The organism is Aliiglaciecola sp. CAU 1673 (genome assembly GCF_029223185.1).
In the GTDB taxonomy this organism is placed as follows: Bacteria; Pseudomonadota; Gammaproteobacteria; order Enterobacterales; family Alteromonadaceae; genus Bowmanella.
In genome coordinates, this window is record NZ_JARHUG010000003.1 from 187844 (window position 1) to 200293 (window position 12450).

The 12450-nt window shown below is 51.8% G+C and carries 10 protein-coding genes and 1 tRNA gene; 6 read left to right on the plus strand and 5 right to left on the minus strand.

Annotated features, from left to right (window positions below; all coding sequences use genetic code 11):
* The first annotated feature begins 16 nt into the window (after positions 1–16).
* The 3 genes from P2G88_RS04115 (at position 17) to P2G88_RS04125 (ending at position 2191) form a co-directional block, all read left to right on the plus strand.
* Positions 17–544: a hypothetical protein gene (locus P2G88_RS04115; protein WP_275794427.1), complete on the plus strand. Its 528-nt coding sequence runs from the start codon at positions 17–19 to the stop codon at positions 542–544.
* A gap of 265 nt (positions 545–809) precedes the next feature.
* Positions 810–1193: a DUF6627 family protein gene (locus P2G88_RS04120; RefSeq protein WP_275794428.1), complete on the plus strand. Its 384-nt coding sequence runs from the start codon at positions 810–812 to the stop codon at positions 1191–1193.
* Complete coding sequence (locus P2G88_RS04125) at positions 1190–2191, plus strand: PA2778 family cysteine peptidase (protein WP_275794429.1); 1002 nt, start codon at positions 1190–1192, stop codon at positions 2189–2191. The genes P2G88_RS04120 and P2G88_RS04125 overlap by 4 nt, the downstream gene beginning before the upstream one ends.
* Before the next feature lie 84 nt (positions 2192–2275).
* On the opposite strand, the gene P2G88_RS04130 is transcribed toward P2G88_RS04125, so the two are convergent.
* From P2G88_RS04130 to P2G88_RS04150, 5 genes are all read right to left on the minus strand, one after another.
* Entirely contained in the window at positions 2276–3229 is a 954-nt protein-coding gene (locus P2G88_RS04130) for a hypothetical protein (protein ID WP_275794430.1), read from the minus strand.
* 77 nt (positions 3230–3306) lie between these two features.
* Entirely contained in the window at positions 3307–5532 is a 2226-nt protein-coding gene (locus tag P2G88_RS04135; RefSeq protein WP_275794431.1) for an acetyl-CoA hydrolase/transferase C-terminal domain-containing protein, read from the minus strand.
* 215 nt (positions 5533–5747) lie between these two features.
* Entirely contained in the window at positions 5748–6233 is a 486-nt protein-coding gene (locus tag P2G88_RS04140; protein WP_275794433.1) for a hypothetical protein, read from the minus strand.
* 659 nt (positions 6234–6892) lie between these two features.
* Positions 6893–6969 (minus strand) — tRNA-Ile (locus tag P2G88_RS04145).
* Positions 6970–7295: 326 nt separating this feature from the next.
* Positions 7296–10028, minus strand: a complete 2733-nt coding sequence (locus tag P2G88_RS04150) for a choice-of-anchor B family protein (RefSeq protein ID WP_275794434.1) — start codon at positions 10026–10028, stop codon at positions 7296–7298.
* Between the two features lie 23 nt (positions 10029–10051).
* Here P2G88_RS04150 and P2G88_RS04155 point away from each other — a divergent pair, with 23 nt between their 5' ends.
* The 3 genes from P2G88_RS04155 (at position 10052) to P2G88_RS04165 (ending at position 12448) form a co-directional block, all read left to right on the plus strand.
* Positions 10052–10864, plus strand: coding sequence for an MbnP family copper-binding protein (locus P2G88_RS04155; protein WP_275794435.1), 813 nt, complete (start codon positions 10052–10054; stop codon positions 10862–10864).
* A gap of 60 nt (positions 10865–10924) precedes the next feature.
* The gene (locus tag P2G88_RS04160) at positions 10925–11974 is read left to right on the plus strand and encodes a methanobactin export MATE transporter MbnM (RefSeq protein ID WP_275794523.1); all 1050 of its coding nucleotides are present in this window, start codon (positions 10925–10927) and stop codon (positions 11972–11974) included.
* Between the two features lie 141 nt (positions 11975–12115).
* Entirely contained in the window at positions 12116–12448 is a 333-nt protein-coding gene (locus tag P2G88_RS04165; RefSeq protein ID WP_275794436.1) for a hypothetical protein, read from the plus strand.
* The last annotated feature ends 2 nt before the right edge of the window (positions 12449–12450 follow it).

Here is a 12450-nt window from a genome sequence, read left to right on the forward strand (position 1 = left end):
TCATAGGAAGTGTGTAATGAAAAACCTTGTCCTGCTATTGTTGGCCGGCATCACTACGTCGATGCAGGTAGTAGCACAGGAAACGTTGACACCAGCCCAAGCTGTATTTGAAAGATTGAAGGCACTGACCGGAGAATACAAGGTGCAGGGCTTGGTAGATACTACCGTTACCTATCGGTTGACCGCCAAAGATTCCGTGTTACTGGAGACCTGGCAAATGCCAAACAACCGGGAGGAAATGACAGCATTTCATATGGATGGCGAACACTTGGTGGCGACGCATTATTGTGCCTCAAATCACCAGCCGACCATGCAGTGGATCTCAACGCAGAGTCCGGTACCAATAGAATTCAGGATGATAAGTGTTCGTAACCTCGCCTCATTAGACATGCCGCATAACTCCGGATTTTCCTATCAATTGGCCGAAGATAAACGCGTTATAAGAAACGAAATCTGGAAAAAAGAGGGCAACGAAGACGTATCGACACTGATTTTATTGCCCACTCCGCCTTCTTCTGCTGCTTCCGCGTCTTACAACGAGTAGACCTTAGCATCTGTGGTTTGTAGGTCAGGGTCATTCTCGACACATGATGCTGCGGTTGGACAACGTCATAGCGGTTTGCTTGTCTGGTGTGTGCACAGACAAGCAAAGGGAACCAGTGTTGCGATAGGCTCAAGGACAGGCGTTGAGCTTTCCCCATAACTTGCGCTCCCTTATGTTCGCTAACTTGGCTACCATTCGCGTTCGCCCCTAAAAGCTGCTTTACTAATCACAACAAAAACTTACACCATGAGATCTAGGAAACAAAATGAAGTATGCCGTTAAAAGTATCTTATGTTCATTGTCGCTGTTAGTCAGTGTGGTAGGCCAATCACATGCCGATGCAATTTCATCCGATGCCGTAATGAGCGCGCAAATCTCTCAATTTAATAAACAGCAGTTAATCGGTATGGTTGAACGCGCAGATGTGGAAGCGCAGCTCATCAGCATGGGTGTCAAACCACAAGACGCATTGGCGCGGATAAATGCCATGACTGACCACGAAATCAATCAGTTAAATGCACACCTTCAAGAAGCCCCTGCCGGTGGCATTGTAGGTGCGGTATTAACGGTTCTGGCTGTTATCGCCATTCTTGATTTGGCTGGTGTTACCGACGTATATCCCTTTATTCGCCCTATCAGTACCAAGTGAAGTCGCTTTTGTTCTTAAAAGCCTGCCTGTTGGCAGGCTTTTTTATGCTAAGCGGATGCCAGACACCGCCACAGACCCGGGCATTATTGCATTCACCGCCTGGGGATATTGCATCGCAGATACGTATTGATTCTGTACCTTTTATTCCCCAGCAAGACTTTTACTGCGGCCCGACAACGCTTGCAGAGGTGTTTGGCTATCACCACAAACCCGTCTCGCCAGAGCAGATAGCGCCAAAACTCTTTATTCCAGAGAAAGAAGGGAGTTTGCAGTTGGAAATGGTTGTGGCAACCCGTCAATTCGGTCTTTTGCCCTACAGTAAGCAAAGTGATTTACGCGAATTACTGTCACTGATAGACGCCGGCATCCCCACCATCGTTTTTCAGAATCTTTCCATTCCATGGTTGCCGCAATGGCATTATGCGGTCGTGATTGGCTATGACCTCAACGAGCAAACCATCACCCTGCATACTGGTTTGACACCGAACCATAGCATGTCCTTTGCACTGTTTGAGAAAACCTGGGCGCGGGGCGGCTACTGGCTGCTGGCGCCGCTCCCCCAAACTGTCACTTCGCCAGTGCTTGACCCCTTTATCTACGTCAGTGCGGCCTATGATATGTTAGCTATAGGAAAAACCAACGAAGCCCTGGGCTTCTTGGAAAATGCCACAAAACAGTGGCCTGGCCAATGGCTGCCTTACTTTCTTATCGCCAACCACTACCTGTCCGAGCAACCAGAAATGGCGGTTGAGTGGTTTGGCAAAGGCTACAACGCGGGCAAGGGGCAACTGGCTTACCTGAATAATTACGCTGTAGCGCTTCAGAAAATCAACTGTGCAGAGCATGCCAAGAATATTATTGAGCTCGCGCTCACAACGTTTCCTGGAGATGAGACGCTAATAGAGACCCAGCAAGATATCGAAAGGCATGGCGCTGCTAGCGGGCCTATGTGTGAGATGAAAATGGTGGCCCCTCCGGCGCTTACCCCAGGAACATAACCCAACACCTTGAAAATCCGTGGTTACAACGCTTTGATGCAGGGCGGCGTGTCAATGCACAAGGACCACTTGATACGCTCGTAGCTATGGTGCTGCCACACCTGATGAAGCAGGGGTCCCTTCATAGATCCCTTTTTGCATGTAGCGGTATAACAAGTAGCCATGTAAAACAAATAACAGACTCTGAAACCAAGATGAGGCATATCCCAAGCCGATATTTGCCCAGCCCAATCCCCCCAGAACAGCCAGGTACATCCTGCATCGCCCGCTACCCTGAGCGTTGTCTGTGCCCAGTACTGAATAACACAAGTAACTGGTCAGTCCCACCGCCACAAAGAACAGATTCATATGCAGCACTGCTTGAGACAGACTTTGGCTCATTTGCCAATCGCTTGAAAACGCCAGAGCAATGCTATTGTCTGGCATTGGCACGAAAGCAAATTGTATAAGGACAAAAGCGGCTCCTAAGGTAATTAATATATCCCATAGAAGATCGCTGAATCCCAGTTCTTGCCACTGTAAATCACGGGTATTGAGGTAAATTGACGTGCTGAAATACCCAAGGCACCACACCCAAAAAAGGTAAGGCTGTATTTTCTGCATAGTAAAAGGCAGATCAACATCAGCGGACAGCGTGAGCAAGGGCCAATCGGCAAGGCCGTAGGTTGCCAGGGCCATAAACAAGGCACCGTTAAGGCCTCCCACCCAAACGCCTTGGAACTGAAAAATCGCCTGATTTTTCTTCAAGCGCCTAATTTCGTCTGGCTTTGTGGGTGCCTTTTCAGAGCCAGCTGTTACCTCTTTGGCATTTGTGTAGTACCCACCGTTTTTTTGCGATTCTCCGATATCTAACAGTGTCAGCCACTTTAATTTGTTCGGCCGGGGGTCATTCTGGCGAAGTGAAGCAAAGGTGAGATCGTATATAAACCGCTTTACCTGTTTTGGCAGGGAGTTGTACAAGCGGGTCGCAAGCTGTGACAGCTTCTCCATCAAACTGCTTTTGTCTGAGCCGGCCGACAATTCGTTCTGAGTATTCATTGCACATCCTTGTAAGATTGTAGTTAAGGTGCTGATCGATTAGTTGACGGATCGGGATTCTATTTTCACTGACTCATTCATTGCGTGGTCCCTTCGTTGGTCGAGGCATCAGTTGGCGCTTTTGCCCGTAGTGGCCGGCGCACATCACGGTCGCTCTCCAGCGCGCCAAGCAACACCCAGCGGTTGATGCGCTCAGACCAACTCTTGCACTCGAGTAACTGCATCCGGGCCAAATGGTTGCAAAAACGATCCCGTAATTTCTGCCCTCCCCGCAGACCCTGCCATAACAAGGCGAGCAAGATACGGCGGTTACCACCACGCTCTTTGAGGTACTGAAGCGATGATGCCAATAGTGCCACCTCATCGCTGAATGTGGTACCGAGCGGGTAATACGGCAGATGCTCAAGGGCGCCGGCATCGGCAAATTTTTGCTTGAGCGAAGCGGCGGTATTGTTTCGAAACGCGGGTGGGATCTGATAGTCCTGCTCAATCTTGCCGGCCGCCTTGGCCTTAGCCAACAATTCCGGCTGAAATTGTGAATCGGTAATGGCTAACATCGCGACGATGACATCGCGATCGGTTTTGCCACGCAAAATCGCCGCGCCATATTCCGTCACCACGATATCGCGCAAATGACGCGGAATGGTCTGATGCTCATACTGCCAGACGATATTGGAGAGGATCTCGCCGCTTTGACGGCGCGTGCTCGGCAGGCAAAGGATCGAGCGAGCGCCTTTGAGTGCATGGGCCTGGGCAACGAAATTGTATTGACCACCGACGCCACTGACGACAATGCCATTGGCAAGGCCATCAGAAATCACCGCGCCATTGAGGGTCGCCATCATGGCCGAATTAACAAAACAGGCGTCGCGTCGCTGTAACTTTTTTAATCTGGTGTCGCCGAACAGTTCATTGATAAACGAAATGCCGGTCATGTTGATGCCAGTGCGCTCTGCTTCCGGTAAGTCCCGTAATTGCTGATAAAAACGAGCGGAACCAAGAAAAAATGCGCCATGTAGATAGATGCCGCCCCGAAGGGTTTGACCCAGACCTTGCTGCTCAAGCTTCTGGCGAGTGCCGGGGTGTTGCAGTGATGCAGGTGAACGGCTGCCATCGGCAAACTGCAAATCACCATCGGCATAGCAGATGTTCTGGGCCACTAATCCGTAGTGCTGCAAAAACTGCCAGTCGGCTTGCAGCAGCGGTTCGTTAATCCGCTTCACTTTTTGCAGTGCATCCAGCGCCGCCAGGGTAACCGGTTCGCTGATAAGCTTTTCATTGAGCAATTGTTGCAAGGCCCTGTCATCGTAGACCTTACGACGCAGCACGCCGTGCTCATGCAAATGCAAAAAACCTTCAACCACCATTTCACTGGCACCGTAAAGCCCCTCGGCAAAAGCATGGCGCTGCACCGGTATCATGCTTCTGAGGGATTGTTGCGCCTCTGGCAAGAGTTTTGACAGTAGTGACTGATAGATAGGGTTGAATTGCTGACGGAGAATCAGCATATGGCTGATGGCATCACCGAGCGAACCGATGCCAATTTGCAGGGTGCCGCCATCCTTGATCAGACTCGCCACATGCAGTGCCATGGCGTAATGGGCCTCATCAACCGGTGCCAATGGCACAGGAAATAGTGCATAGGGCTTTGCCGTTAACAGCACATCGAATTGCTCGTCAGGCAGCACCGCGTCATGGGGCATAAATGGCAGCGACGGGTTGATTTCGCCGGCCAGCAAAAATTGCTTGCGCTGTGCGGGCTTAAGCGCCGCTAACAGATCGAGAGTGATATCAGGGTTGCAACTTAAGCTCAGCCGAGCCTGGTCCTTTGAATCGGGCGCTACCATCTGGATAACGACATTGATGCCGGCATCGAGTAAATCACGCACCACATGGGTGTAATTGCTGCTGACATAATCCTGCTGGGCGCGCGCATCGCCAATGAACGCACCGGGCTGTAGAAAAAATTCGCTCACGCGTATGTTTTGCGGCAATTTTCCCTGGCGCCGGTCATGGGCAAAGTCCAGGCCCGGATAGTCGCCGTACTGTTCTTTCAGTAGCGGTTCCAGAAAACGTTGTGCCAGGAGATTGTTGGCGCTGGGGGCTTCCAGTGTCAGGGCCGTGACGATATGTAAAGACAGCTCGGGCCTGTCTTTGACGTACTGATACAGCGCATTTGCCAACAGGTTGCCCTTGCCAAGCCCCAGCGGCAGGCCAAGGACAATGCGTTTGCCCACACGCTGGACAATCGCTTCGGCACAGCGCGAGGCATCATCAAAGCGCTTGGCAGAGCTAACATTCATGTGGCGAAAGTTCGTTTGGACAGAAGTGGTCTACCGGTATGGCAGTCATCGACGGCGTTGCACGCTTTAGCGAGCTTATCAGCTTCCTCTTCTGTGAAGATGCCGTTGTCTTTCGCTTGTTTCAACACTTCCTCCGTTTCCAGATTCTCGTCCGGCTAGCCGGACTTAATGGTTTTGCGCCGTTTCTTATCCTGGCCCGCAATGGTTGTCACATGCTAACGGCGTTGGTTGGAAAAAGAGGTTGCCCGCCCCTTATTGATATCCAATCCATCAAAGAATTTAAGCGCTGGCAGGCCGTTCTCAAAGCCCTTAAAGCCCAACTGATGAAGCCATGAAAATGCTTCATCCATAGAGTCCAGCAACTGAAATTGCTGGTGTGCTCTGGCGAATTCATCAAACTTTGACAGAAAAATTTTATAGTAAGCCGAGCGCGGCTCATCGACCCTGGCCAGGGTAGTGTGGCCCTGATGCAGCCATTTTCTTACCGCTGACAGCCAGACTTTAAAGCTGTCCGGCGTGATCCCTTCTACCTGCCGGGTGTTGGCGATGATGGCAAAGTTTGTTGCCGACATCGCGTCAACATAAAGAGAGATAAGCTCGATAGCGCTCTTGGACGCCTCCAAATTCCAGGCCCCTTGCGCCACAAAGACGATGATGCTCTGATCATGCTCCACCGCATAGCTACCATGCCCAATAAACATACTGATTTCACCCTGTCAGATTTATCCTTTGCACTTCGTACCTTGAATCCATCCAAGATAATGGACAGACCAAGTGGTCCTTATACAGCGTAGCTTGTCAGACAGGACAGTCCGGTTTTTTTGCGCCAAGCGGCCGCTAAGCCGCAATGCGCTTCCAGGCAATTGCAGCCGCACCAAGTAAAGCCACGGCCAGGCTTTACCGTTGCCCCCATTGGCGCCTTCACGAAAATGGCACTGCCACTGGTCAAGGAGGGCACGCCAGCAATATCCGGATTATGTGATGCAGCCCAACGCCTTGTGCAGCGAAGGCTGTTCTGCCAAGACCTATTTTATCGACAGTGTCGAGGGCAGGGACGAGATAAAACGCAAGGATCCCCAGGCAGGCAGGGCCAGCCAGAGGAAACCGGGAACTGGCGAAATGGTTTATCTAAGGCCGCAATGCCTTTGTAACTGGACAGGTGCTTGAGGGCCTTAAAGATGGGGTCGGCAGTGCAGCGTTTTATTGTGCGATCTTCATTGGCTTGAGTTAATTGGAAAGCTCAACATTGTCATGGTGTTAAATCTGGGTAGAAGGTACAAAGTGTACTGTTAAAAAGTGGCAAAGAGGTAACACAGACTAAATTAGGTTGGTGGTTACTATCGCGGTAGAGTCTGTGAAATGGTGGCCCCACCTGGACTTGAACCAGGGACCTACCGATTATGAGTCGGGTGCTCTAACCAACTGAGCTATAGGGCCATTTTCTGAAATTTGTTGCGCTTTGACTTGTACTTGTCGCCGGGGAGCGACTATCAAAGCGGAGCGCAGTATAAGCAAGTTTTATTTTGCTGTCATCCATTTGGCTGGGGTGGGGGATGTAAGCGGTTGATTTTTAGTCAGCATTAGACAGGATAAGGATGGATGCCCGATTACTACTTCGGGCATGTTCCCGATTACTACATTCGGGAATGACGGGCTAAGGAAGGATGCCCGATTACGGCATTCGGGCATGACCGCTTTTTTTTACACTAACCACATGTGGGGATGTTCCCTATTACAACATTAGGGAATGACAGGATTTTTCTTCACGCTTCACGCCTTACTTGCCTTAAAGCACACATCAGTGCGCCGCCGATTAGCAGCCACAATGGTGCGCCGCCGCCTGAGCTGGTGCCTGGATTGGTGGGTGTTGGCGTTGGCGTGACAGTGGCCGGGGCGACCACGGTTATTTTTACTTCGTCGGTGCCGCTGGCGCCAAAGCTGTCTGTTACTATCAGGCTGAAAGTGAGGGTGGCATCCTGAGTTGGCGCAGTAAAGCTGGCGCTGCTGGTTTGGCTATTGGTCAGGCTGACGCTGCTGCCGCCGGTTTGCTGCCACAAATAGGTGAGGCTTTCATCGTCAGGATCGGTGGCGCTGCCACTGAGGCTGACCGCAGCGCGGGTATTTACCTGTTGGTCGGTGCCGGCATCCACTGTGGGTGGCTGATTGGATTCATCGTCCAGTATTTGAATAAGGGTGGTGGCCGGGGTACCGAGGCGTGCATCGCCTACAGCGGTGAGGCTCAGGGTCATAAATTCCTGGGGCTCCTGGCTGTTGTCGTTGATCACTCTTAAGGTGAGGGTTTTGTCCGCGTTATCGCCATCCTCCCAGGTTAAGGTACCAGTCATGGCCTCATAGTCTTCTCCCGCCACGGCGCTGCCCTGGATAAGCTCATAATCAATAGAAATAGTCGATTCGCTGCCGCCAATGCGTTGCACTGCAATGTCTGCTTGGCCTTGGTTTTCCCTTACCTGCAGCAGCTCTTGGGTGAGTCGCACACTGCCGCTTTGTATGGCGCCGGGGATATCCACTCTTACCAGGCTGGGGTGGGTCAGGCTGGCGCCTGTGCTGGGGTTATAAAGGCGCACAAAGAAACTTTCTGTGGGCTCTTCATCCGCTGTGTCCTGGGCTATTGCCAGGGTTAAGGTTTGGCTTTGTGCATCATTGCCCGACCAACTCAGCATGCCGCTTTGTGGGGTAAAGTCAGACTGCTGGGCAGAGCCGGGCAGGGTTTCATAGGCCACATCTACCTGCCCGGAGGTGCTTCGGTTTAATTGAATATCCAGGCTCAGGGTATCGCCTTCATCAGCAACTGCGGCGGATTGGGTAAAGGAGACCAGTCCCACATCAGCAGGCGTCTCATCACGCAGTACATACAGACCGCTATTAATATCGCTGACCAGAATCAAGCCGCTTGGCAGGAAGGGATATACTCCCCAGGCACCTAAAAAGCCATTGTTGTCTGAGCTTGGGAAGGTATCAAAGAAACCGGCCTGCTTCGGATTTAAGGGATCGCCAATATCCAGAATGGTCAGACCGCGCTCGTAATTAGACATATAGTAGCGATTGCCGCGCACAAAGCCGTTGTGATCGATAGCGGCGGTGGGGCCGGTCCAGGTGGCGGCCAACAGCGGTGTGCGCAGATCGGAAATATCGAAAATGCGAACCGTGGTATTCAGGCTCAGATTACGTTCATCCAGTTCATCATGCACCAGCACATAGCGCTTATCTTCGCTCCACCATCCGGAGTGCACATAGCTTGCTTGCGGGTAGGTGGCTCGGCCAATCTCGGTAATCTGATTCAGCGCCGAGCCGTCATACAGGCGAAATTCCCTTTCGTTAAAGTCCATCAACACCGTGCAACCGTTGGCGGCCGCAGGGCCACATTGGCTGTCCTTGCGCGCGTCGGTGATAAGGACCGAAGAAGCATCATGGCTGTAGTCTCCGGACAGGCCGCTGGGGGCCCGATAGGCTTCTTTGAGTTGGGTTGGATCGCCAAGACTAAAGCCATGCATGGCGCCTCGCTGCACATTGGCGCCGCTGATCTGTACCTGAGGTGTGGCGCCGTCCAGGGCAATATTCAGGCTGTAATCCACATTACTGATATACACGTTATGGGCACTACCATGCAGCTTCTGCTTTTGCACCAAGGTCGCCTGGCCAGGTAAGCCTGAAAGATCGACTATGGTCAGGCCTTCCGAGGTGCTGTCGGCGGTGGCATAAGCATAGGCGCGCCAGACACGGTTTTGTTCATCATAGAATTGGTACACCTTAACATCGCGCCAGGTGGTGCTTTGCCCGGCAATATGGGAAATTTCCAATGGGTTTTGTGGATCTTCCAGACTAACCACGGACAGGCCGTTACGCAGGCCAATCAGGGCGTATTCGATTCCGGTATTCAAATCCACATGGCCCCAAATGTCATTGGCGGCGCTGGGGCTGCCGGTAAAGGCCGACAGCGGCATGTGGCTGACCAGCGATACCTTGTCGCAGCTATAACTGCCGGCCTTGCCGTCGACACACGCAGTCTGGTTATGGGCCTGATTCAGCTCGGCTATCTCTGCCAGCTTGGCTTGTAACTGGTCATCTGCTTTATGTTGCTGGTCGCGGATAGCCACAAAGCCTTGTTCACTGACTCGCTTGGCATAGTCTTCGGGCACGCCGTTTAGGAAGGTTAAATGGGTATCAGGGTTTTGGCTGGCGAATAAGTCGATACGGCTGTAGCCGCCAAGAACCGGTACCAGTTCACTGAGGACGTAAAACAGATCACTTTGTTGATCAATATTGTAACTACCTGTTGCAACCAGAATGCGGTCACCCTTGTTGGACTGCCTGGCTGCAAAGGCTATGGAAGCACAGGGCCGCAGGCGGTTGTCACAGGCTCCGCTATCGTTCCCATCAGGGGCGACAAACCTGTCCTTGCCCTTCTCTGCGTGCGCGATGGCGGGTTGACTGAACAGGGTAACCGCCAGCATGATACAGGGTATTAGTTGTCTCATCGTTTTTGCCTTCCCAAGCGCTGATGAAAATAAAATCTCTGGCAAACATAGCAGCATTGCGCGTCTACTCAAAATCCCTTGTACGGCTTTGTGTCGGATGGGGGGGAATACTGGTATTGGCGGGCTGCGGCTTTCTATCGCAAAAGCCCCAACTGCAGGTCGAGTTGTATATGGGCGGTAAACCCATCCCCTGTGGTAGTGCGTTGCCCATGGCCGGGAACTGGTACCTGGAGCATGTCAAATTCTATGTCAGCGATTTGCGTGACCAGAACAATAATCCCTTACCTTTTGCGGTGAACAACTGGCAAACCGAGCAATCGGCCCTGATCTCGATGGAGTGGAACGAATGTGTCAACGCCAGCGAGCAAATGGGTCATCATCGTTTGCAGCTAAACCCAGGCCTGGATTTAAGTGCGGTTGAGCAGCTTAGCTTTTCTCTGGGTTTGCCTTATACCACTAATCATCAAGATCCCTTAAGCCAGCCCTCACCATTGAATCTGTCCAGCATGTTTTGGACCTGGCAGACAGGCCATAAATTTATGCGCCTGCAACTCAAATCCGTATCCGACAGCTGGGCCTTTCATTTGGGTAGCACCGGCTGTGATTCAGCCTCTAAAGTGCGCCCTCCGGAGCAGCCATGCCAGTCACCCAATTTGTTTGAGGTGTCACTGAAACGTCCCAAAGGACAAGCATCCACCCTGGTTCTGCATTTAGACAGGTTGATGGCGGGTATCACCCCCGCACGGCAAAACAGCTGTACTTTTCATCCCGGTGAAACGACATCTTGTGACCGGCTGCTTGAGAATTTAGGTGGCGCCGTTTTCGAATGGCGTTAGGCCTCTTTCGCCGTGTTTAGGCTATTTCGCTTTCTCACAGCTTCTTTTCTCCTGCTGTTAATGGCGGCCTGTACCAAGGCCCCAGAGCCCTACCAATGGCAACTGCCTGAGGGTTTCCCGGCTCCTTTGGTTCCTGAGGATAATCCGATGTCACAGGCAAAAGTGACGCTGGGACGTCATCTTTTCTACGACCGCAATTTGTCCGCTAATGCCAGTCAATCCTGCGCCGATTGTCATCAACAACAATATGCTTTCGCCGAACCTAAAGTCACTGCTATTGGCAGCACGGGAGAGGCACACCGACGCAACAGTCAATCGCTGGTCAATGTGGCCTACAACGGCAGCTTTACCTGGGCGCATTCTGGCCTTAGCCATATCGAGCAGCAGTTACTGATCCCCCTGTTCGGCGAAAAACCGGTGGAGATGGGCATCAGCGGCCATGAAAATGAGGTGCTGGCCCGTTTGGATACGCCCCAATACCACGCCCTCTTTAAGGAGGCATTCCCCGGTGAGGAGGTGAGTTTTTCATTGGTGGTCAAAGCCCTGGCGAGCTTTGTGCGAAGCTTGTTGTCTTTCGACAGCCCCTTTGATCACTACGCCTATGGCGGCGATGACAGCGCACTTAGCGACTCTGCCCAACAAGGGCTGGCACTGTTCTTCTCTGAGCAACTGGAATGCCATCACTGTCATGGCGGATTTAACTTCACGCAGTCCAGCAAGCATGAACGCCAGCAGCTGGACCTTCGCCCCTTTCACAATACCGGGCTCTACAATGAAGATGGGCAGGGGGCTTTCCCCATAGCGGATCAGGGCCTGATTGAAATCAGCCAACAATCGCGGGATATGGGCCATTTCCGTGCCCCCAGCCTGCGCAATGTCGCCGTCAGTGCGCCCTATATGCATGACGGCAGTCTCGCCACCCTGGAAGAGGTGATCGATTTCTACGCTGCCGGTGGACGGGGTAATGGCATAAACAGCCCGTTGAAAAGCCCGTTTGTTAAGGGTTTTGAGATAACTGATGCACAAAAACAGGACCTTTTGGCCTTTTTGCATAGCTTGACCGATCCAGCCTTTCTCAACAATCCTCGGCATGGACCACCCAAGCCCTGATCAGTATTGGCCTGACGGCAGGACGAAGAGCGTCTCCACAGAGCCTGATTTTTGACAATTTACGGTCGCGTGACTGTAAAAACTCTGTTATCTTTTCAAAAAAACAAGAACAATGTTGAACAAATTGGTTGCGGAGTCAGTATGACAGAAAAACCCTATCTGCTGAGTGGTCGAAACACCATCATCCACAAGTTGAGAAAGTACGACCTCTTACTTATCAACGGCGACGATAACCCGCCCGTGTTGGTGACGCACAGAGGCATTAAACAATACGATGGTCCTGTTCCAGACAATAAGCGCGATGCGAAAATGATGGATATGGAGCTTATCGATATCACCTTGGGTGATTTCTTTGGTGAAGAGAAAACGCTGTTGTTTGTGCAAACCCTTAACGGCAAAGAGTACAAACTGGATTACAGCAAGGTGGACGACCCGGAATTATTTATCCGTGTTCACCAGGAAAGTACTATCTAATA

Excerpts from the sequence above, each read along its gene's own strand:
- P2G88_RS04115 (WP_275794427.1), top strand. The coding sequence starts at position 17 with ATGAAAAACCTTGTCCTGCTATTGTTGGCCGGCATCACTACGTCGATG.
- P2G88_RS04120 (WP_275794428.1), top strand. The coding sequence starts at position 810 with ATGAAGTATGCCGTTAAAAGTATCTTATGTTCATTGTCGCTGTTAGTC.
- P2G88_RS04130 (WP_275794430.1), bottom strand. The coding sequence starts at position 3,229 with ATGAATACTCAGAACGAATTGTCGGCCGGCTCAGACAAAAGCAGTTTG.
- P2G88_RS04135 (WP_275794431.1), bottom strand. The coding sequence starts at position 5,532 with ATGAATGTTAGCTCTGCCAAGCGCTTTGATGATGCCTCGCGCTGTGCC.
- P2G88_RS04140 (WP_275794433.1), bottom strand. The coding sequence starts at position 6,233 with ATGTTTATTGGGCATGGTAGCTATGCGGTGGAGCATGATCAGAGCATC.
- P2G88_RS04150 (WP_275794434.1), bottom strand. The coding sequence starts at position 10,028 with ATGAGACAACTAATACCCTGTATCATGCTGGCGGTTACCCTGTTCAGT.
- P2G88_RS04155 (WP_275794435.1), top strand. The coding sequence starts at position 10,052 with ATGAAAATAAAATCTCTGGCAAACATAGCAGCATTGCGCGTCTACTCA.
- P2G88_RS04160 (WP_275794523.1), top strand. The coding sequence starts at position 10,925 with ATGGCGGCCTGTACCAAGGCCCCAGAGCCCTACCAATGGCAACTGCCT.
- P2G88_RS04165 (WP_275794436.1), top strand. The coding sequence starts at position 12,116 with ATGACAGAAAAACCCTATCTGCTGAGTGGTCGAAACACCATCATCCAC.